The organism is Paenibacillus sp. FSL R7-0048 (assembly GCF_038004505.1).
GTDB lineage: Bacteria > Bacillota > Bacilli > Paenibacillales > Paenibacillaceae > Paenibacillus_AQ > Paenibacillus_AQ odorifer.
Map to the genome: position 1 here is coordinate 1,860,440 of NZ_JBBORF010000001.1, position 20,975 is coordinate 1,881,414.

18 protein-coding genes are annotated in these 20,975 nt (G+C 43.5%); 15 read left to right on the forward strand and 3 right to left on the reverse strand.

The genetic code is table 11. The features are described from left to right. Window positions 1-31: 31 nt before the first annotated feature. Window positions 32-1,528: an amidase gene (locus tag NSQ91_RS07965; protein ID WP_076303816.1), complete on the reverse strand. Its 1,497-nt coding sequence runs from the start codon at window positions 1,526-1,528 to the stop codon at window positions 32-34. Window positions 1,529-1,676: 148 nt separating this feature from the next. Between NSQ91_RS07965 and NSQ91_RS07970 the strand changes: the two genes are divergently transcribed. Next, entirely contained in the window at window positions 1,677-2,144 is a 468-nt protein-coding gene (locus tag NSQ91_RS07970; RefSeq protein ID WP_076126284.1) for a MarR family winged helix-turn-helix transcriptional regulator, read from the forward strand. A gap of 74 nt (window positions 2,145-2,218) precedes the next feature. Here NSQ91_RS07970 and NSQ91_RS07975 read toward each other — a convergent pair whose 3' ends face one another. Next, window positions 2,219-3,850, reverse strand: coding sequence for an MDR family MFS transporter (locus tag NSQ91_RS07975; RefSeq protein WP_076192880.1), 1,632 nt, complete (start codon window positions 3,848-3,850; stop codon window positions 2,219-2,221). A 217-nt stretch (window positions 3,851-4,067) separates the two neighbouring features. Here NSQ91_RS07975 and NSQ91_RS07980 point away from each other — a divergent pair, with 217 nt between their 5' ends. From NSQ91_RS07980 to NSQ91_RS08000, 5 genes are all read left to right on the forward strand, one after another. Next, window positions 4,068-4,589, forward strand: a complete 522-nt coding sequence (locus NSQ91_RS07980; RefSeq protein ID WP_076134039.1) for a MarR family winged helix-turn-helix transcriptional regulator — start codon at window positions 4,068-4,070, stop codon at window positions 4,587-4,589. Window positions 4,590-4,658: 69 nt separating this feature from the next. Then, window positions 4,659-5,405 (forward strand): metallophosphoesterase family protein, encoded by a 747-nt coding sequence (locus NSQ91_RS07985; RefSeq protein WP_305953684.1) that lies wholly within the window; start codon window positions 4,659-4,661, stop codon window positions 5,403-5,405. 80 nt (window positions 5,406-5,485) lie between these two features. After that, entirely contained in the window at window positions 5,486-6,523 is a 1,038-nt protein-coding gene (locus tag NSQ91_RS07990; RefSeq protein WP_076126290.1) for a helix-turn-helix domain-containing protein, read from the forward strand. A gap of 3 nt (window positions 6,524-6,526) precedes the next feature. Then, window positions 6,527-7,789 (forward strand): FAD-dependent oxidoreductase, encoded by a 1,263-nt coding sequence (locus NSQ91_RS07995; protein WP_076184718.1) that lies wholly within the window; start codon window positions 6,527-6,529, stop codon window positions 7,787-7,789. Window positions 7,790-8,083: 294 nt separating this feature from the next. Beyond that, on the forward strand, window positions 8,084-9,001 hold the full coding sequence (locus tag NSQ91_RS08000; protein ID WP_076126294.1) for a DUF5692 family protein: 918 nt from the start codon (window positions 8,084-8,086) through the stop codon (window positions 8,999-9,001). Window positions 9,002-9,085: 84 nt separating this feature from the next. On the opposite strand, the gene NSQ91_RS08005 is transcribed toward NSQ91_RS08000, so the two are convergent. After that, on the reverse strand, window positions 9,086-9,946 hold the full coding sequence (locus tag NSQ91_RS08005) for a CPBP family intramembrane glutamic endopeptidase (RefSeq protein ID WP_076303817.1): 861 nt from the start codon (window positions 9,944-9,946) through the stop codon (window positions 9,086-9,088). A gap of 521 nt (window positions 9,947-10,467) precedes the next feature. On the opposite strand from NSQ91_RS08005, the gene alaS reads away from it, so the two are divergent. The 9 genes from alaS (at window position 10,468) to NSQ91_RS08050 (ending at window position 20,878) form a co-directional block, all read left to right on the forward strand. Then, window positions 10,468-13,101: an alanine--tRNA ligase gene (gene alaS / locus NSQ91_RS08010; RefSeq protein WP_076303818.1), complete on the forward strand. Its 2,634-nt coding sequence runs from the start codon at window positions 10,468-10,470 to the stop codon at window positions 13,099-13,101. Window positions 13,102-13,415: 314 nt separating this feature from the next. Beyond that, window positions 13,416-13,691, forward strand: a complete 276-nt coding sequence (locus NSQ91_RS08015) for an IreB family regulatory phosphoprotein (protein WP_036675601.1) — start codon at window positions 13,416-13,418, stop codon at window positions 13,689-13,691. Further along, window positions 13,688-14,107 (forward strand): Holliday junction resolvase RuvX, encoded by a 420-nt coding sequence (gene ruvX / locus NSQ91_RS08020; RefSeq protein ID WP_036675598.1) that lies wholly within the window; start codon window positions 13,688-13,690, stop codon window positions 14,105-14,107. The genes NSQ91_RS08015 and ruvX overlap by 4 nt, the downstream gene beginning before the upstream one ends. Window positions 14,108-14,120: 13 nt before the next feature. Continuing rightward, a complete protein-coding gene (locus tag NSQ91_RS08025) occupies window positions 14,121-14,429 on the forward strand; it encodes a DUF1292 domain-containing protein (protein ID WP_038569507.1) in 309 nt (102 codons plus the stop codon). Then, on the forward strand, window positions 14,422-14,730 hold the full coding sequence (locus NSQ91_RS08030) for a DUF1292 domain-containing protein (protein ID WP_076104918.1): 309 nt from the start codon (window positions 14,422-14,424) through the stop codon (window positions 14,728-14,730). The genes NSQ91_RS08025 and NSQ91_RS08030 overlap by 8 nt, the downstream gene beginning before the upstream one ends. A 172-nt stretch (window positions 14,731-14,902) precedes the next feature. Then, on the forward strand, window positions 14,903-15,952 hold the full coding sequence (gene mltG / locus NSQ91_RS08035) for an endolytic transglycosylase MltG (RefSeq protein WP_248547697.1): 1,050 nt from the start codon (window positions 14,903-14,905) through the stop codon (window positions 15,950-15,952). Between the two features lie 56 nt (window positions 15,953-16,008). Beyond that, window positions 16,009-16,941 (forward strand): peptidase U32 family protein, encoded by a 933-nt coding sequence (locus NSQ91_RS08040; protein ID WP_076126299.1) that lies wholly within the window; start codon window positions 16,009-16,011, stop codon window positions 16,939-16,941. Window positions 16,942-17,040: 99 nt separating this feature from the next. After that, complete coding sequence (locus tag NSQ91_RS08045; protein WP_076281108.1) at window positions 17,041-18,372, forward strand: peptidase U32 family protein; 1,332 nt, start codon at window positions 17,041-17,043, stop codon at window positions 18,370-18,372. 319 nt (window positions 18,373-18,691) lie between these two features. Next, window positions 18,692-20,878, forward strand: coding sequence for a methyl-accepting chemotaxis protein (locus NSQ91_RS08050; RefSeq protein ID WP_248547696.1), 2,187 nt, complete (start codon window positions 18,692-18,694; stop codon window positions 20,876-20,878). The last annotated feature ends 97 nt before the right edge of the window (window positions 20,879-20,975 follow it).

Genomic DNA, 20,975 nt, shown 5'->3' on the forward strand with positions numbered 1-20,975 from the left:
CTTGAGCTGCGAGAGCATCACCCTTAATTGATCAGGTGAACAGCGGATTTCCAGTCATGCCGACCCAAAGAGCGGATTGTTCAAGCTGGGCAGCAAGCTGAAGCAATAAATCTTCACGGCCTTTGTTCGCCATGACTTGAACGCCTAGCGGCAGGCCATTTGCTGACTTATGGACGGGCACACTCATTGCAGGCTGGCCTGTCAGATTTGCGAGCTGGGTGAACGGTGTATAGGTTAGGCTTGGCTCAAACATCTCGTAAATTAAGCGGCTCTGTTCTTCTTTTGGCAATTCGTTTACGTGCAGCAGCTTTGCTATCTCTGCAGGTTTATGCGTTAATTCACCAATTTTGGGAGCAGAGTTTGCATTCGTAGGTGTTATATATAAGTCGTAATGATTAAACAGTTCCGCCATTTGGGCGGCTGCAACGTCCCATTCATCCAGACTATGTACGAATTCGGCCGCTGAAACATTTTTTCCGGTCTCACCAAGGACCCACGTAATGATATCGACATCGTAAGCAGTTATGGAACGTCCCATATTTCTCTCCAGGGAGACGAACATCGCTGCTACCTCTCCGGCATTCATCGTATAGTAGTTCTCCATCAGTCTTGTGCCATTCACAGGACTTTCTGTTTCTTCAACCGCATGTCCTTCAGCTTCGAGCCATTTCACGGATTTGAGAACAGCATTTACGGCCTCTTCAGAGACAGGCGTACCTACTGGGGAAGCAGTCGTAAATCCAATTCGTAGTTTACGTTGCGTAGGCTTAAACAGATCATCCAGATATACGCCCGGGTATAACGGAGTCTGGAAGGCGGCTTCCGGCTGCACAACCTGCAGCAGATCTAACATAGCAGCGCTATCGCGAACGGACCGGGTTAAGGCAAAATCAATAGAAGCCCCTTGCCATTGACGGCCGACTCCGGGTCCTACTGGTGTGCGCCCGCGCGTGGGTTTAAGTCCGAATAGGCCTGTGAATGAGGCGGGAATACGGATGGAGCCACCACCATCACTGGCTCCCGCTACTGGAACGATACCAGAAGCTACAGCCGCCGCGGCTCCGCCACTTGAACCTCCAGTAGAATATTCGAGATTCCAAGGATTACGAGCAGGGCCGTGGAGGACATTCTCTGTAATGTTTTTTAAGCCGAACTCGGGTGTATTCGTATGGCCAAGTGGAATAAAGCCGGCTTTCCTAATTCGTGCAACATAATTTGAATCCCACCGTGCGACATTGTTCTTCATCAGCATAGCCCCACAAGTGATGGGCTCGCCAGCGATAGATTGGGAAATATCTTTTAATAGAAACGGAACGCCAGCAAACGGCCGAGTGTTATCCTGAACAGGCATCTCGTCGGCTTCTCTAAGAGCAGCTTCACGACGGGTGCGCACCACCGCATTTATGACCGGATTGACCTCATCTAACCGAGCAAAGGCGGCTTCGACCAGCTCACGAGGTGAAATTTCACGTGCTTTGACAAGTGAAGCAAGTCCTAGAGCGTCATAGGTAGAGTAAGAAAAGGACAAATTAGATACCCACTTTCAATTTAGGATGATTATTATATTATACATCCCATTAGTTATTTTTTGAAAATGGGTAATCTGACATCTATCAATTCTTTTTTACGTCATATTAGGCTATACTTAGTGTTAAATGATTTTATGGGGTGTACTGATGAACGAAGAGAAATATCAGAATGTGGATGGATTAATGGAGGCTTTCCAACAATTCGCTAGAATGAATTGGCGTAAAACCACGATTTGGGGCTTGAAGCCAAGTGAGGTCCGGATGTTGGTTTCTTTAAAGCTTGGTAAAGAACGGGAAGGGAAGAAGGGACAGACGGTTTCGGAAATTAGCAAGTTTCTGAAAGTCACCTCTCCTACGGTTACCCAAATGCTCAATAGTCTGATTGCACAAGGATATGTGGTGCGTACTTCTGATGCACAGGATCGCCGAGTTAGCGAGATCACGCTTACGGAAAAAGGGGAGCATCTGGCTGAGATGGCTGTAACGAAATCCCGGAATACCTTTAAAGGTATGATTGATTACATGGGCAAAGAACAGACGGATACGTTAATGGAGCTGTTAAACGGAGTCTATGTTTACTTCGAAGAATTGAACGATCAACCAAACGAATCCTAGCCCTTCTTATAAAAAAAGAGATGCCGCACAGCCTAAGCTGTTTACGGACATCTCTAATGTAAGGTTATTTGTGATTAATGTGCAGCAGGCACAGATTTTTCGAGTTTTTTACTCCCGTTTTTATCCTCTGCGTGTGTCTCCATTTTTTTCTCTCCACTACGTAATGGAATCTCTTTAAGGAACAGAACGAGCAGTGCTGCGATAACTAACAGCGCCGTACCACTTAAGAACACAACTGTCAGGGAATCGCTTAGTGCGTTCCGCAGCATCTCAATCAATTGATTGAAGAGCGGCTGGATTTGCTCTGGCAGTGTTGCATGCAATTCTTTAAGCTTAGGCTGATCTAGCAGCATTTGAGGATTCATAAAGGCAGAAAGCTGTTTAGCGGATTCAGGATCAAGTTTGGATAAATCCGGACCTTTGCCAGAAGACACCGCTGCCTCTAATTTTTTCGTTAATGAGGAGTTCATAATGGTACCCATGATGGCAATACCTATGGTTCCACCTAAATTACGGAATAAAGTATTTGTAGCAGTAGCAACACCTAGCATTGAAGGCGCTACAGCATTTTGTACGGTTAGAGTAAATACAGGCATTGATAGTCCTAACCCAACCCCGAAGATAATCATGCTGACTACAGCCGTAGCAATGTTACTCATAAAGGCCATTAATATCATGGCTACAACCATGAATGGCATTCCCATTAGAGCATAACGTTTATATTTTCCTGTTTTGGAGATCCATCTTCCCACTAAAGTACTTAGTACAATCATAGTAAGTGACATTGGCATATTGATGAAACCAGATTTAGTTGGGGAGACGCCCTCTACCCCTTGCACGAAGAAAGGCAGGTAGATCATTGCGCCCATCATACCGGCATTCATCAGGAAGCCGACAATCATTGAGATGGATACGATGGAATTTTTAAATAAGGATAATGGCAATACTGGGCTTTTAGCTTTACGTTCAATCAGAATCAGGATAATCAGACCCAGAATGGAAGCCCCAAACAAGCCGAGAATCTCCGGAGAACCCCAGTCATATTTTGTTCCTGCCCATGAAAAGCCGAGCAAGAGCGCAACAATGGTCAGGGAAAGGAAAATGGAGCCTAAGTAGTCGATGGACTCAGATGTAGAACGCGTGGTTTTAGGGAACATTTTCAAAATCATAAAGAAGGCCACGATCCCGAAAGGTAAGAAGATCCAGAAGATCCATTTCCAAGCCATGTGATCTACCATGAATCCACCAAGGGTAGGACCAATTACACTGGAGAAACCAAATATCGCCATCATAATTCCAGTCCACTTGGCTCTCTCTCTTGGAGCGAACAAATCACCTACAGCGGTTACGGTAGCCGACATTAGAATCCCGCCGCCTAGACCTTGAATCCCGCGATAAGTGATCATTTGAAAAATGTTGGTCGACAATCCGGATAGGAAAGCACCTATAATAAAAATGACAATCCCTGATAACAGGAAGGGCTTTCTTCCGTAAATATCGGATAACTTACCGACAAGTACGGTAGCAATGGTTGAGGTGAGCATATAGATGGTAATTACCCAGGTATAATGTTCAATACCTCCAAGCATCGCAATAATTCGGGGCATTGCTGTGCCCACAATCGTCTGGTTGATTGCTGCGAAAAACATAGCCGCCATTAAAGCAATCATAATTGTAACTTTCTTTTTCTGAGTGAGATGCTCCAGAGCAGTTCCTCTCCTTTAACTTCTATATATTGTAGTTTGGGAATTCATGTCGTAATAATTAGGTAGCCAAACTATCATTTATGTATAATACACAAATTCATCAATTAGCACAACAGGTTAATTATTAAATTTTAATTTAAAGAGAATTTGAATTTGACTTGATTTTTTGGGAATAGGTAAGTAATCTAATTAGATTGAGGTATATTGGAGGTGCCCTATGGATACCCATGACAATCAAGAGCAGAAGCTGATCATAGCCCTTGAAAATATAAAGCGTCTGACTGCTCGCCCCTACTCGATTGATGTAGTATCGTATAGAGAGTTTGTTATGATGTACGTCATTCACACTGTTATGAAGCAAAAGAAAGCGGCTGAAGGTGACAAACAGCACCGGGGAGTTATGATTTCTAAATTAAGTGACCTGCTCCAGATAAGTAGACCTACTGCCACGCAAATGGCAAATACGTTGGAGGAAAAAGGTTACGTAGTGCGTACAACATCCGATACAGATCGGCGGGTCGTATATATCTGTCTGAGTGAGCTTGGAGAGCAGATTTATAGCAGGCAGATGGCATCCTATTCCGGCATTTTGAGTGAAATCACACAAAAGGTCGGTAAGGAAGAGATCGACCAGCTGATCTTTTTGTGCGATCGTTTTCAAGAAGCGGTGCATGAGGTCAGAAGCCGTCATTTTTTTCCACAGTCGGATGAGGAGCCATTAGTTATAGATTCAGTATAGAAAGACCAACATCAAAAGATATTCCTGCAGACCTGCGGGAACATCTTTTTTTGCATCTTAGAGCAAGGAGTGATTATCATCAGAATATTAGCAATTAGTGACATTCACGGAAGTTATGTAGAATTCAATGCCCTATTATCAAAAGTGAATTATCGCCCGGCGGAGGATAAGCTTATTTTAATGGGAGATTATGTGGATAGAGGTCTGGACAGTAAAGGAATTGTGGAGCAAGTGATGACTCTGCAGCAAGAATGTGGAGCGATAGTTCTCAAAGGAAATCACGATAAAATGGCTTGCGATGCGCTCACCAGCGATGATGATAAATTGGATACCCATTGGCTAACTAACGGCGGATTTCATACACTGATGAGTTATTGCGAGGCGGGCTACGAAGGATTGCAGAAGGATTTTGGCTGGAAGGATTATATGCAGCTAAAAGAAAAAATTAGGCGGGACTATAGACATCATATAGACTTTCTGAGCACATTGCCGCTTTATCATGAGACGGAAGAACATATTTTTGTTCATGCAGGCATTAATCCATTAATAGAGGATTGGAAGCAGCAAGACCCTTATGATTTTATCTGGATTAGAGAACCCTTTTATAAGAATCCGGTAGTTAGCACTAACAAAACGGTTGTTTTCGGTCATACTTCGACGATGGATCTGCATGATTCAGAAGAAATCTGGTTTAGTCCACTGGGAGATAAAATTGGCATAGATGGCGGCTGTGCATATGGCCAACGACTAAATTGCTTGGAGATTTCCGCAGGGAAATACATAACGCATTTTGTTCGGAATGGTGAGACGCTTTGAGCGTTCTCCCATTTTTTTTAGAATAGTAATGAATTAAACGTTAACTATGTATAAAATAAAGATAGGAGGGGTGCAAATAGGTGAATGCGAACAACAAATATCATATCCTCATGCAAGGGGCCATCAGCAAGAATGTGAGCGAAACCTGTAAGGAGTTTGGCATTTCCCGGACGATCTATTATAAGTGGTCTAAAGCTTATCAACAACATGGAATGGATGGACTTGGGGAGAAGAAAAGAAAGCCGGTAATGCCTAATAAAGTAGATAAGAGAACGGAAAGATTGATCTTGGAGTACGTCGCCAGATTTCCTGAGGATGGGCCTAAACGCATCTTTTATGAACTGCAAGATGAAGGTATGCAAATAGGGGAATCCGGTATTTATAATGTACTACGTCGAAACGGACTAAATAAACGAATAGAACGTGAAGCTTACGCCAATCAAATCAAAGCAAAGAAGAGGAATGGCGCACAATCCACTCACACTAAAGGATTTAAAGAGAAACGGAAAATACTAGATTATAAGATGAAGAATCCGATAAATGCTCATCCCGGGTATATGTGTCAGCAGAGTATTAGCTATTTGGGAGTTTTCCCGAGGGTCGGAAAGGTATATCAATATGTAATTTATGATGCCTACTCCAGACTAGGTCTAGTTAAGCTATACAATCGGAAATCTACCATTCATTTTATAGATTTTATGCATCTGAAAGTTCTCCCATTGATGAAGACATTAGATTTTCATATCGATAATCTGGTTACGAACAAAAGCCGTGAATTCATTACGAACTGGGACAGAGGAAAACATAAATATAGTGAATTTTTACATAAGAACAATATTAATCAAGTCGCTATAACGGTAGACCAAACAGAGATATTTCAGCCCTTGCAGCAATTTGCGGCGGTGTTGACCAAAGAATTCTACCAGCAGGCTTGGGTAGATGATACGATAGATTCTTTTGAAATTTTAGAAAAGCGCTTACATGAATACTTGAGAACCTACAACTTCAACAGGCAAATTACAGACGGACCTAATCAAGGTAAAATACCATCGGATGTCGCACTTGCCTATACGGGACAACGAGAAACTTTGCCATTATGGTTATTTACAAGGAGATAACGGATGATGACAAACACGAAGAATAAAGACCGAATTGGAATCATCGGTGCAGGGATTTCTGGGGTTACGGCTGCTTATGAATTAGCGAAAAAAGGATATACCAACATTACCCTCATGGAGAAGTCGGATAGAGTAGGAGGAAAGTGTCATTCTATTGAGTACAAAGGAAAAAGTTATGAAATGGGGACGCTAATCGGCCTGCCTACCTATAAACATACGATGGATTTTATGAGAGATTTTGATCTTATGGATAGGGGACCATTGTTAGAACGTGGATTTTTTGATAATAATGGGAGAAAAACTTCACAAATTCCCATGGAGCAGATAGAGGCGTTTACACAAGAATTCAAACGATTGCCGGATATTCTAAAACGCTATGAGTCTCTCCAAGAACCGGGTTTTCTCCACTTACCGCCAGATTTATGTCAGCCATTTTCGCAGTGGTGTGTAGAGAATAAGCTGTCTGTCCTTGAGCAGGTCTACATGCATTATTTTAATACTTTTGGATTCGGTGGTATCCATAATGTGCCCGCTGCATATGTGCTGAAATTTCTAAGCTATGATAATCTGTTGTCGTTTATTGAAATTACTCATATGATAACCTGGCCTAAGGGTGTTACTGAGCTGATTAGACGAATGGCCGACCAAGTAAACGATCTACGCCTGACTTGTGAAGTGCTTTTTATGGAGCAAGAACAAGATGGGCAGGTTCGAGTAGAGACGAGTCAGGACATCTTTTATTTTGACAAGGTCATTTATACAGCAGCTTTAGAGCAAATGGGCGATACAGTTAGCCTGTCAAGTGAGGACAAAACTTTATTAGCGAATATAACCTATGAATGGTTTAGGGTATATGCGTATAGAGTGAAGGGGTTGCCGGAGCTTTCTGGCTATATCCCCCGGAATATGTACCCTGAACGTAAAGGGCATATGATGGCATGGTACTATCGGTGGGCAGATATGGGAACTACGGATCTAGTTACGGTTTATGTAGCAGAGAATGAAGCTATGACTGATCTGGAAATGCGAGAGACGGTAGAAAATAAACTTCGCGAGCTGGGCGGAGAGAGCATTCGACTATATATGATGAAGCGTTGGAGGCATTTCCCACATGTGGATTCTAATGCGCTACATGAGGGATTTTATGAACGGGTTGATCAGATGCAGGGGAAAAACAATATCTATTTAGCTGGAGAAATCATGAACTTCCCTACACTTGAGAATTGTATTATATACGCGAAACACTTGGTTGAACGATTCTTTTGAATAACATTAAAGAGGAACCTTGTCCACAAAGAAATTTGTCGACAAGGTTTTTTTACATTCAAGTTAGGTTTGCAGTATATAGTTCTATAGACATGTATTCTAATAGATTTCTCAGAAGAAAGGTAGAAAGTTTGGCGAATTCTAGTGCTAGGGTTGTGTAAACTCAACTTGAAATGAAACTAAAAAAACACTGATAAATCAACGTTTTAAGCGATTTGATCGTTTAAAGAGGGATGGGCTATATTGGACCTGAGACACAGATTACATACACCAACCTACAAGGAGGAGTAAAACATGTTTTTATTCGAATCGATTCCCTGGTACTCTGCGCTAATGTGGTTAGTAGTACTAGCAGGATTAATGTTTGTAAATGAAATCGCACGGAAGAGCAAGTGGTTCTCAATCATTCTTTTTATAGTTGTCCCTATTGTTCTTACCATAGCGGTTTGGCCAAATACGGCAGGAGAAGGTTCCAGTACTGGAACATGGTTTCACTGGGTAAAAGTATATTCTGCTTTGGCAGGATGTATAGGGTTTATGGCTATCCGTTATGTTAAAGGATGGGACAAAAATAAATATATATTAATGTTCCCGGCTATTATCCTTGCAGTTAACATTCTTGAAGCAGTTATTCGTGATTTCCAAGTGTACAGCTTGCAAGGTATGGTGGATGGCGTAATGATGGTAGGTGGTCCTTGGAACATTATGAACGGGATCGCAGGTATTCTGAACATTATTACGATTTCTGGTTGGATGGGTATTGTGATCAGTAAAGATAAGAGTAAAGATATGTTGTGGCCTGACCAGCTTTGGTTCTGGATCATTGCTTATGACATTTGGAACTTTGCCTATGTATATAATGCAGTTTCTGACCATTCCTTCTATGCAGGTGCAGCATTGTTGATCTCTTGTACCATCCCGGCGTTCTTCTTTAAAAAAGGGGCATGGCTGCAGCATCGTGCACAGACTTTGGCGATTTGGATGATGTTTACGATGTCGTTCCCGGCGTTTGTTGGCGAGTCAAAGTTCTCTGTACAATCCTCTCATAGTGAAACCGCTCTGTGGATAGTAAGTGCATTATCTTTAGCTGCTAATATTGCAGTGTTTGGTTATCATTTCTATAAAATCATCAAGCATAAACGCAATCCGCTTAAAGATGAAGTTTATACGGATTTAGCTGCTTATAAAGCTATTGCAGAGGGTGCGAATTAATAGAGACATTATAGTAATAGTGATAGAAGTTCCTCCTGCTTAAAGGGGGGAACTTCTTTTTGTGAATAATTAAAGTTCTAATTATCAGAGCCCCATATCCGCCCGTTGCTGCGCACGAAATGTTTTCCTTTTTATACAAAGCAAAAGACAAGTCAGTAATAAGACACATAATAAAGTTGCCGTATATGTGAAATTGCTGTTCCAAAACGCTATCTGAATATTCATTAATGAGTGAACGCCGATCACGAAAAATAAATTTCGGGTTAAGATATAGAGTAGAGCGAATATAATTCCTAGAATTAGAAGCATGATAAAATCATAAACAAACTCCATTCCAACTAATCCTGAGTAAATCCGGTTTAGGATATGTATGGCGGCAAAGATCGATTGTGAAATCAGCATTGCAGAGATCATCCGTGTAGTTTTGTTGTTGATTTTTTTTAAGTATAGATAGATATGAACGAGCAGGAAGCCGCGAAATAAGATTTCTTCCAATAAAGCATTTCCCAAGACTTGACCTAGAATTTCACCGAAAACTAAATTTGAATGGCTGAAGATAGCATTGTTAAGTGTTAGCTCTGAGTGATTCAGGTGTACCATACACAAATCTACTATATTTATAGCGAGCCAAAACAGAAAGGTACCCAGCAGTCCGGCTCGTAATTTTTCTATTTTTAACCCAAAATCCCGGGGCGAAACTTTAGCTATCAGAATCAAAAAAATAATTACTTCTAAGAGAAGCCCAACTAGATTGGCGGCTAACGTTTCATTGATCCAGTGGTTTGTGTTTTTGGCAATAAAACTTAAATATCCATGCTCAAAAAGGATGAGATTAACCGCAAGAGTAAAGATAATATGAATAAAAATGAGGCTCGCTATAAAAAGGTAGTGTGTAGGCTTTGCTTCAAAAATCGATGATGGATTGAACTCCTTGGCGTGAAGCATCAATGGCAGCCCTCCTGAATACAAAATATTCCAAATTAACCTTAGATTTCACTATATCCTTTTTGAGTCCAAGGTTACTGTTACAAAAATCATGTGTTATTCTTCACATTCGCCCATCCCCAGATTGACAGAAGCAAGGGCACTGGCTATACTTGAAATGTTAAAATGCAAATCGGACAAATCGTTGATGAAAATGAAGTACACCGGAGGATGGCTTGATCAGAGAAAAGGTTCCTTTACGAAACGTTTCGTAATGGCTGTGAGAACCTTGAAGACAGGCCGGTGGAAAGCTAATTTCGGAGTGTGAGATCAATGCTCACCGGGGGCGCCCGTTATCAGCCGCGACAAGGCGATCGTCTGCAATTGTCCCATTAGTGGGGTCAAGGCGATAACCAGGGTGGTACCGCGATATTAATCGTCCCTGAATTATTCAGGGGCGTTTTTTTGTTTTTATTTTTTAGGTATTTTGTAATTTCCGGTGTAAATGCCGAAGTAAAAAGATGAGACGGGAGCTGTAAATGATGAAAGCAAGTGAAATTCGTTCCAAATGGCTTAAATTTTTTGAAAGTAAAGGTCACAAGATTGAACCAAGTGCGTCCCTCGTTCCTCACAACGATCCTTCGCTTCTGTGGATCAATGCGGGTATGGCACCTTTGAAAGTGTACTTCGATGGCCGGGAGGTTCCAGAAAATCCGCGCCTGACTAACTCACAAAAATGTATTCGTACCAATGATATCGAGAATGTGGGTAAGACACGCCGTCACCATACATTTTTCGAGATGCTGGGTAACTTCTCCATCGGCGATTATTTCAAAGAAGAAGCTATCACATGGGCTTGGGAGTTCCTAACCGGCAAAGAGTGGATCGGCTTTGACCCGGAACGTATTTCCGTAACGGTGTACGCAGAGGATGAAGAGGCATTTAAGCTGTGGAATGAAAAGGTTGGCCTGCCTGCTGAACGCATCATTAAGCTGGGCGACGATAATTTCTGGGATATTGGCGAAGGCCCATGCGGTCCTTGCTCGGAAATCTTTTATGACCGTGGTGAAGCTTACGGCAGTGATATGAGCGATCCGGAAATGTATCCAGGTGGAGAAAATGAACGCTGGTTAGAAGTATGGAACCTGGTGTTCTCACAATTCAACCATAACAAGGATGGCAGCTATACGCCGCTTCCGAATAAAAACATTGATACAGGGGCTGGCTTGGAGCGTTTTGCATCCATTCTACAGGATGTAGATTCCAACTTCGACACTGATTTGTTCCAACCTATTATTCAAAAGACAGCACAGCTCGCGGGTGTAACTTATAAAGATAACGTTGAGCAGGATATCGCGCTTAAAGTAATCGCTGACCATGTGCGTACCGTTACTTTTGCGGTCGGGGATGGAGTACTTCCTTCTAATGAAGGACGCGGTTATATTATCCGCCGTTTGCTTCGCCGTGCTGTTCGGTACGGAAAGACCTTGGGTCTGGATCGTCCATTCCTGTATGAGCTGACTGAAACCGTTGGCGAAATTATGGGTGTCTACTATCCATCCGTTGTGGACAACCGCGAATATATCGCAAAGATTATTCGTACTGAAGAAGAACGTTTCCACGAAACATTGTCTGACGGATTGGCTATTTTGGGTGAGATCAGTGCTAAAGCAAAAGCAGAGGGTCTCAGCAATATTGCTGGAGCCGATGCATTTAAGTTATATGATACTTATGGGTTCCCATTTGACCTGACCGAAGATTTCGCAGCGGAGCAAGGTTTAACTGTAGACCGAGAAGGTTTTGATGCGGCTATGCAGGAGCAACGTAACCGTGCGAGAGCTGCACGTCATGATGGCGGCAGCATGAAGATCCAGGGAGGCGCACTAGCAGACCTGACGGTTAAAAGTGAATTTGTTGGATATAATGACTCGGTAACAGAGTCGAAAATCCTGGCTATTGTTGTGGGTGATGAATTGGTAGATGTCGCCGGTGAAGGCGCAGAATGCCAAGTTATTCTTGATACAACACCGTTCTATGCTGAGAGCGGCGGACAAGTAAGTGACACGGGTGTGCTTACTGGGGGTTCAGTTACAGCTAAGGTAAAAGGACTCTTTAAAGCTCCACACGGCCAACACGTACATTTGGTAACTGTGGAAGCGGGAGAATTGAAAGTGGGCGAATCCGTTCGCGCGGAAGTGGATCGTGCGGAGCGTGAAGATATCGTGAAGAACCACACAGCTACCCATTTATTGCACAAAGCGCTTAAAGAAGTTCTTGGCGGGCATGTTAATCAAGCGGGATCTTTAGTGGAAGGTGCTCGTTTGCGGTTTGACTTCTCCCATTTTGGAGCGATTACTCCAGAAGAATTGAGCGATATCGAACATCGCGTAAATGCACAAATCTGGCGCGGTCTAGATGTAGTGATTGAGAACAAGCCGATTGATGAAGCTAAAGCAATGGGAGCAATGGCACTCTTTGGTGAAAAATACGGTAATATCGTCCGTGTCGTTCAAGTGGGTGATTACAGCCTTGAGCTTTGCGGTGGTTGTCATGTATCCAACACGTCGCAAATCGGAATTTTCAAGCTGCTTAGCGAAAGTGGCATTGGTTCCGGAGTGCGCCGCATCGAGGCGGTTACCGGACGTTACGCTTACCAGTTCACTGAAAGTCAGCTAGATTTGCTCAAACAATCAGCAGGCCTTCTTAAGTCTTCTCTGAATGACGTTCCGAAACGGATCGAAGCGCTGCATAACCAGGTGCGTGAGCTTTCGCGTGAGAATGAGTCCTTGCAATCCAAGCTGAGTGCTACTTTTGCTGCTGAACTTACAAGCAGTGTGAAGACAGTTGGCGCAGGTACGCAGCTCCTGGCTGTTGCTGTTCAAGCAGGCAATATGGATGCTTTGCGTTCCACAGCGGATGAATTGAAATCCAAGCTTCCGGATGCAGTGCTTGTACTAGGTGCGGCGATGGATGATAAGGTGAACTTTGTAGTATCTGTACCGCAAGACCTGGTGAAGAAAGGTTTCCACGCTGGTAAACTCGTTAAAGAAATTGCAGCGGTTTGCGGCGGTGGTGGCGGTGGGCGTCCAGATATGGCGCAAGCCGGCGGTAAAGATGCTTCTAAGCTAAACGAAGCATTGGCAAAGGCTGAAGAATTGGTAGCTTCCTTAGCCTAAGTTAAAATTACGAAACCATTTCTCTAACTAAACGTATTACGAGAAAACATAGCGGTACTGAGAGTTTGATATCAGTACCGCTACTCTTTATTAGCAGGATGTTAGATATTCATGAATAATTGTGCTTGACAATAGCTTAAAAGCCAAAAATATCATAATTTTTGTAGAGAAAATGCCAAAAAAAGCGTTAATAACGGGCAGGATTTCCTCGTTGGGGCATGAATATGTTATGATAAAGGAAGCAAGCGAGCTGCACAGTAGCAACTTTGCGAAGCCGTCCCAAAAGGCGATTTTGCAGAAGGAAGGTGTCACAAATGGACTCCATGGACAAAACGGTCAAATTCAATGTGAAGGGCGACGAAAAGGAAGCTTCTCCCCAGGAAATATTGCTAGCAGTATACGATGCACTGGTGGAGAAAGAGTATCATCCGATCAATCAGATCGTAGGGTATCTTCTTTCCGGAGATCCGGCTTACATTCCGCGCCATAACAATGCGAGAAGTTTGGTCCGGAGAAAAGAACGTGATGAGCTGATTGAAGAGCTGGTTAGATTCTATCTCGTCAATCACAGGGTGGACAATCCGAAATGAAGAAGAAGTTAGGTTTAGATTACGGCGACCGTAGAATCGGTGTAGCCACAAGTGATGTTTTTGGCTGGACGGCACAAGCTCTTGAAACGATTGAGCGCCGAGGTACGGGTAATGAGTTCGAACGCATTCGTGAACTTGTTGCAGAGCACGAAATTGGAGAGATTGTAGTTGGTCTACCGAAGAATATGAACGGCTCAGTAGGACCCCGGGGCGAAATCTGTATAGAGTTCGCTGATAAGCTACGGGAAGAGTTAGAAATGCCCGTACACCTTTGGGATGAGCGTCTGACGACGGTATCCGCAGAGCGGGTGCTGATTGAAGGGGACGTCAGCCGGAAGAAACGCAAGGGGATTGTGGATAAAATGGCTGCAGCCCTGATTTTGCAAAATTTTTTGGATGCTAACAGTAAAAGGTGAGGGGTGCGAGGATATGACAAACGAACAGATTGGCCAAGAGGAAGAACCGGAAATTATCTATATTCCCGATGAGGAAGGTAATGAAGAGGAATTCGAGGTCATTATGAAGTTTGAGGTTGATGGCTCGGACGCTAAGTATATGATGGTGGTTCCGCTAGACTCCGAGGACGAGGAAACCGATGAGGTATACGCGTTCCGTTATGTGGAAGAAGGCGACGATCTTCAATTGTTCATGATCGATAATGACGAGGAGTGGGCGATTGTCGAAGAGACTTTCAACACACTGGTCGACGAGTTGGACGGAGGATCGGAGAATGACTGAGATATCCGCTGATCAAGCGGTATGGACTTCACGGCTTAAAGAAGCCTACGGAGAAACTGTAGAACTGGAAGATGAGCAAGGCAAATCTTCCATTTACGATATTATCGCCGAATTTGAAGTCGGTGATCGCGGATATGCAGTGCTGAAAGGCTCTGGCAAAGACGTGGAGTATGAAATCCTGCGTATCGTTGTCTCTTCTGACGGACTTCCGGAATTAGAGAGCATTATGGACGATGAAGAGTGGGAAGACATCTCTGAGCTATACGATGAGATGACTTTTCCAGCAGATGGCGCTGAATAAAACTTAAACATGTACGTTACATTTATGATGGGCACGGAAGAGGGCGGAGAATTCCGCGCTCTTTTTGCTTGAAATGCGAGCAATATCCTATATACATCAATCTAAGGAAATATATATTGAATTTTAGGCAATACACTTTTATACTTTATAGTCGGAAAGTGAGGAACCAGACTTGAAATCCGCAATCCGTACTGTGTTAATCATTATTCTTTTGCTGGTAGCAGCAGGAGGTGGGGGCGCATGGTACATTTGGAACGGGATGCAGCCGGTAGAGCCTGCAGGTCCTGCTGTAACATTTACGATAGAGAAGGGCATGGGAAGTGCGGAGATTGCTGATCTGCTTGAGCAAAATGGCATTATCCGTAAGAGTCTTTTTTTTAAGGGATATTTGAAATGGACTAAAGAAGGCTCTAGCTTCAAAGCAGGTACTTATATCGCTAAGCCCGGTGACAGCTATGATGAACTCATTGCAAGATTAAATGCAGGTGATGTAGTTAAGGAAGAAACTGTGGTCTTTACTATCCCCGAAGGATATACTGCTGAGCAGATCGCTAAGAAGCTCGCTGAAGCCTGGAATCAGGATGCGGCTACTTTTCTTGAAATTATGGATACTGGTGCAGGTTTGAAGGGGATTGATATTCTGGGTATCCCGCAGGATAAGAATCTACGCCACCGTCTTGAAGGATATTTATTCCCCGAAACCTATGAACTGGCCAAAGATAGCACGCCCCAGGAAGTTGTAGAAGCGCTTTTGGATCAGTTCCAGAAGAAGCTAGATACGATTCCTAACTGGCAGCAAAAGCTAGAAACGCGTGGATTGTCTCTGCATGAACTGTTGACCGTAGCTTCGCTGGTTGAGCGGGAAGTTGTGGTGGATAGTGAACGTCCGCTTGTGGCTGGTGTTATTTATAACCGCCTAAAGAAAGAGCAGAAGCTGGAGATCGACGCTACCGTTCAATATTTACTCAATAAGCAGAAGGAAAGACTTTTGTATAAAGATTTGGAAGTTGATAGTCCATATAATACGTATAAGAATATTGGACTTCCTCCGGGACCTATTAGTAATCCGGGGCTGGAGTCCATTCAAGCGGCACTCGAACCAGAAGCTTCTGAATATTACTTCTATGTGACCAAAAAAGATGGTACACAGGGCCATTTATTTGCTAAGACCTACAAGGAACATTTAGCCAATATCGAAAAAAGTAAGCAAGAATCGAAATAAACTATTAAAATGAAGAGTGGTGCGGTTGAAATAACCGTACAAGTAGGAGGTACAACATGACTAACAAACCGGAATTGCTGGTAACGGCAGCATCCTTGGAGGAAGCTGCTGCTCTGCTGGATGCCGGAGCAGATGCGTTGCTCATTGGGGATGACCGTTTTGGGATGCGGCTTGCTGGACATTTCTCTCTGGAGGATACAGCGACTGTCGTAGAAATGGCACATTCGCGAGGCTGCAAAGTGTATGCAAGCTTGGGTGGGCTGATGTCCAACCGTCTGCTGGATGAGCTTCCTGCCTATGTGAAGGCTTTAGGTGAGCTTGGCATTGATGGTGTTGAATTCGGGGATCCAGCAGTGTTAACCACTGTGAAGAAAGAAGCGCCAGCAATGAAGCTGCACTGGAATGCGGAAATGACTTCCACCAACTATGCGACCGCGAATTATTGGGGACGCAAGGGGGCTTCTCGCGTTGTGCTGGCCCGTGAGCTGAATATGGATGAAATGACGGAAATGGTTCCGCTTTTGGAGATTGAGGCACAGGTGCAGGTTCATGGAATGACCAATATATACCATTCCAAGCGGAAGCTTGTTGAAAGCTATATGTCACATCAAGGCCGTCCTAGTGATGGAGGAAGTCTCGGGAAGGAACGCGGACTATTTCTGATTGAAGAAGAACGAGATGACCAGAAATTCCCGATTTATGAAGACGAGAACGGCACTCATATTATGAGCTCGGATGATATTTGTATTTTGGAGGATCTGCATATTCTGATGGCTGCAGGTATACACAGCCTTAAGATTGAGGGACTCTTGAAATCGATAGCGTATAACGTAACGGTTGTGAAGACTTATCGTAAAGCTATAGATCTTTATGCGGCTGATCCGGAAGGTTATGCCTTCAATGAGGAATGGATGGATGTAATCAGAACGGTGCAGGACCCTGAACGGGAGTTAAGCTTCGGATTTTTCTATAAAGAGCAAGTATATTAAGTTTGACAAAAATAAAGAGGTTATAGGTCCCCACGAAGATTAGGTACAGCATTTATAGCATGTGACTTAGCTTTGTGGGCGATGGAGGGGAGAACAGGAATGGGAACCATGACAAAGCCGCAATATAAGGGCAAACGTTACCGTCTGGACAAACCGGAGCTCCTCGCTCCGGCTGGTAATTTGGAAAAATTGAAGTTCGCAGTACACTATGGTGCGGATGCTGTTTATATCGGAGGACAACAATACGGCTTGCGTTCCGGCGCAGATAATTTCAGCTTCGAGGAAATGCGCGAAGGTGTTGAATTCGCCAAGAAATATGGCGCTAAGGTATTTGTTGCAACAAACATTTATGCTCACAATGAAGATGTCGCGGGAATTGAAGAATACCTGCGTAACTTATATGAAGCTGGCATTGCTGCTATTATCGTAGCTGATCCAATCATTGTAGATACAGCACGCCGGTTAGTGCCTGGTCTTGAAGTGCATTTGAGTACACAGCAGTCTACGTTGAACTGGCAAGCGGTGTCCTTCTGGAAGGAAGAGGGGCTTCCGCGTGTTGTTTTGGGCCGTGAGACAAGCCTGGAAGAGATCGCTGAGATTAAAAAACATGTCGACATTGAAATCGAAAGCTTCATCCATGGTGCTATGTGTTCCTCGTATTCGGGTCGTTGTGTATTGTCCAACCATTTCACCGACCGTGATTCCAATCGCGGGGGCTGTTGCCAGTCTTGCCGCTGGAAATATGATTTGTTTGAGGATGCACGTCCGGAAGGGACTTGGGTGTCTGAGGAAGAGCAGGCTGAAGTGAAATCTCCAGCTCCTTTGCTTCCAGGGGTAACTCAGATTCCACTGCATCAGCAAGGAGATAATCCCTTCTCCATGGGCTCTAAGGATTTGTGTATGCTGGAAAGTATACCTGAACTGATTGAAGTGGGCATCGACAGCTTCAAGATCGAAGGGCGAATGAAGTCAATCCACTATGTGGCTACTGTCGTTAATGCATATCGTAAAGCCATTGATGCTTATATGGCAGATCCGGAAGGGTATGAATTGAAGCAGGAATGGCTGGATGAGCTTAATAAAGCCGCTAACCGTCCGCTAAACACAGGATTCTTCTATGATACTCCGGATCATGAAGATCATATCTATGAGCCTGAAGAAAAAGCAGCTCCGTATGATTTTGCCGGACTTGTAATTGAGTACGATGCTGAAAGTGGTACGGCACTAGTTCAACAGCGCAATCACTTTAAGCCAGGTCAGGAAGTAGAATTCTTTGGACCTAACGATACGTTCTTCAAGCAAACGGTTGGCGAAATATGGGATGAGAAAGGCAATTCGCTTGATGCTGCCCGTCATCCACTGCAACCTATTCGTATGAAGGTAGATCAACCGGTTGCATACTTTGATATGATGCGTAAGAAGAAGTTTTAATAAAAAACAGGGAAGCCTTTGGTCATCCAAGAGCCTCCCTGTTTTTCTTTTTGACAAAGCAAACAATAAGTTATATATATTAGGGATTAACAAATATCTCCAAGAGAGGAGGTGCAGCAAGCTATTTATTATGTTTAAACATACATAGGTTAAAAGTTGTAAAAAAAGTCTCGTAAAGCTAAGGAAAAAGACCTAATACGCCGATATATATATTGGTTAACGCTTTCATGCGTATTCTAATATTAGCGGGTAGGTGATCAAGATGGGGGATCCTGATCAAGATAGTATTAGTGAAAAGCATAATGAGAGAAGGTTTAGCATGAATAAAAAGAATAAGAAATCGGCGATCACAGGAAACAAGGAAACAAGCAAGATTGAAGGGGCAGTTAAGACACCTAAGTTTAATTTGAAGAATGGGATAGATTTGCGGGGACAGATCAAAAGAGTTAATCCTATGGAATCTGTTGGCGTGAAGATATTCCTGATATTTTTGTGTGCAATTGTAATTGTGGTAATGGCACTTGGACTGCTATCTTATTCAAAAGCCAAGAAGACAATTAAGAACAACGTATCGGAAGCCTACCGTCAGACTATTATTCAGACCTCAGAGAAGTTAGATATTACTTTGAAGCAGTACGAGAACTTGGCTTTACAGCTTTATTTTGATGCGCAGATGCAAGAAGATTTGAAGTCTTTAGTGACTGCACAATCTTCCTATGAGAAATTTGAAGCTACAAGCGCAGTAAGTAAAAAGTTGTCCAGTCAGATTACAACGGATTCTAATATTCTTAGTGTTTCTTTGATCCCGGAGTCGCCTGATCAAGACATTGTTACAAGTGGCAGTGGCGGCATTAAGTTAGATAACATAAGAGAACAAGAATGGTATAAGAAGATTGTCGACAACACTGCATCTTATGAATCCTACTATTCTAAAGGTGATGGTGATGCAGCCAAGAACATATGGTTCTCGACAGCTGTTCAAGGTGATGGAGACAAAAATATTGCTATGGCAAGATCTCTCAAAACCCTGGGCTCAGGTACAGGATACATAGTCATCCTTGTGTTGAAGAATACATTGCTGGAGGAATCATTCGCAAGTGTACAGCTGGGAGATGGCTCTCGAATTCAACTTGTCACTCCTGATGGAACCGTAGTAGCTTCTTCGGATTCAAAAGACGATGGTAAACCTTCAGAGTTCGCTTTTATTCAGGCAAGTAAAAAGGATAACAAAAGCTTGGATGAGAAGGATACAAACGGGAAAGAAATCCTTGCTGTCTTTAATCCAATGATCCGGGCGGATTGGAAGTTGGCAGGGGTAGTCCCAACAGATGAGCTAGTAAAAGAAGCACGTCCGATTCTGTTGACTACTTTTATTGCGGCTGCTGGTGCGGCTCTGCTAGCCATAGTAATCGGGATCTGGATGGTGCGTATGATTGCTCGCCCTCTAGCACGCTTGAAGGATCTTATGGTACAAGGTGCAGGTGGTGATCTAAGTGTACGTACAGAATATGTTTCTAAAGATGAAATTGGCCAGCTATCAGCTTCCTTTAACGTGATGATGGAGCGTATTACTGAGCTTGTATCGCAAACGACAGAAACCGCTCGGGATGTGCTGGAGACCGCTGGTGAGCTTGGTGAAGCCTCACGGAAGACAGCTATTTCTGCGAAGGAAATCGCAGCCGCTACGGAAGAAATTGCCGGTGGGGCAGGCAGTCTGGCGCTTGAAGCTGAACGAGGTAATGAGCTAACAGATGTGATTGCTACGCAAATGCAGACTGTAATATATGCCAACACTGAGATGGATGAAGCAGCACGTGGGGTTGGTGAAGCTAGTGCTCAAGGCGCTAAGCAATTAACTGACCTGCTGGATCAGACTAGCCGCACTGGAGAAAAAACAAGTGCACTTGTCGAACGTGTCAACCACCTGAAGGAGACAGTATTCTCCGTAATTAAGGTGTTGGATGTGATGAAGAGTATCACGCAACAGACGAATATCTTATCGTTAAATGCAACAATAGAAGCCGCTCGTGCAGGAGAAGCTGGTAAGGGCTTCATGGTAGTTGCGGGTGAAGTGCGGCAGCTTGCTGACCAATCGAAACAATCTATTGCCCTTGTTGCTGGAATTACGGATAAGATCATGGCGGAAATGAACGAAACGGAAGCTGTATTATCCGAAGTAGCACCACTGTTTAAAGAACAAGTAAGCTCCGTGAAGAGTACAAGTGATATCTTCCTGTCCGTAAAAGGACAGATGGATGAATTCATAACAAGCCTGGAATCGGTGACGACAGCGATCAGCAGTCTGAATCATTCGCAAGGTGTGTTGTCAGAGGCTATGGGGAACGTTAGCGCTGTAGCTGAGCAATCTTCAGCAACTTCCCAAGAAGTAGCTTCACTCAGTAATGAACAGCAAAATGTAAGTGATCAACTCGTTTCATTATCTGGCAAGCTGGAAAGTGCTTCAGGTCAATTGAAGGACAAGCTGTCATTATTCACTATAAAATGAGTGGATTCATCACTAATTTCTAAATTGTTTACCTAACAAAACCGCTTCTTCAACATGAAGAGGCGGTTTGTTGTTGTGTAATGAAGAACTACACCGT

Excerpts from the sequence above, each read along its gene's own strand:
- NSQ91_RS08005 (WP_076303817.1), bottom strand. The coding sequence starts at position 9,946 with ATGCTTCACGCCAAGGAGTTCAATCCATCATCGATTTTTGAAGCAAAG.
- NSQ91_RS07995 (WP_076184718.1), top strand. The coding sequence starts at position 6,527 with ATGATGACAAACACGAAGAATAAAGACCGAATTGGAATCATCGGTGCA.
- NSQ91_RS08000 (WP_076126294.1), top strand. The coding sequence starts at position 8,084 with ATGTTTTTATTCGAATCGATTCCCTGGTACTCTGCGCTAATGTGGTTA.
- NSQ91_RS08050 (WP_248547696.1), top strand. The coding sequence starts at position 18,692 with ATGAATAAAAAGAATAAGAAATCGGCGATCACAGGAAACAAGGAAACA.
- NSQ91_RS08015 (WP_036675601.1), top strand. The coding sequence starts at position 13,416 with ATGGACTCCATGGACAAAACGGTCAAATTCAATGTGAAGGGCGACGAA.
- NSQ91_RS08030 (WP_076104918.1), top strand. The coding sequence starts at position 14,422 with ATGACTGAGATATCCGCTGATCAAGCGGTATGGACTTCACGGCTTAAA.
- NSQ91_RS08045 (WP_076281108.1), top strand. The coding sequence starts at position 17,041 with ATGGGAACCATGACAAAGCCGCAATATAAGGGCAAACGTTACCGTCTG.
- NSQ91_RS07980 (WP_076134039.1), top strand. The coding sequence starts at position 4,068 with ATGGATACCCATGACAATCAAGAGCAGAAGCTGATCATAGCCCTTGAA.
- NSQ91_RS07970 (WP_076126284.1), top strand. The coding sequence starts at position 1,677 with ATGAACGAAGAGAAATATCAGAATGTGGATGGATTAATGGAGGCTTTC.
- NSQ91_RS08025 (WP_038569507.1), top strand. The coding sequence starts at position 14,121 with ATGACAAACGAACAGATTGGCCAAGAGGAAGAACCGGAAATTATCTAT.
- NSQ91_RS08040 (WP_076126299.1), top strand. The coding sequence starts at position 16,009 with ATGACTAACAAACCGGAATTGCTGGTAACGGCAGCATCCTTGGAGGAA.
- ruvX (WP_036675598.1), top strand. The coding sequence starts at position 13,688 with ATGAAGAAGAAGTTAGGTTTAGATTACGGCGACCGTAGAATCGGTGTA.
- alaS (WP_076303818.1), top strand. The coding sequence starts at position 10,468 with ATGAAAGCAAGTGAAATTCGTTCCAAATGGCTTAAATTTTTTGAAAGT.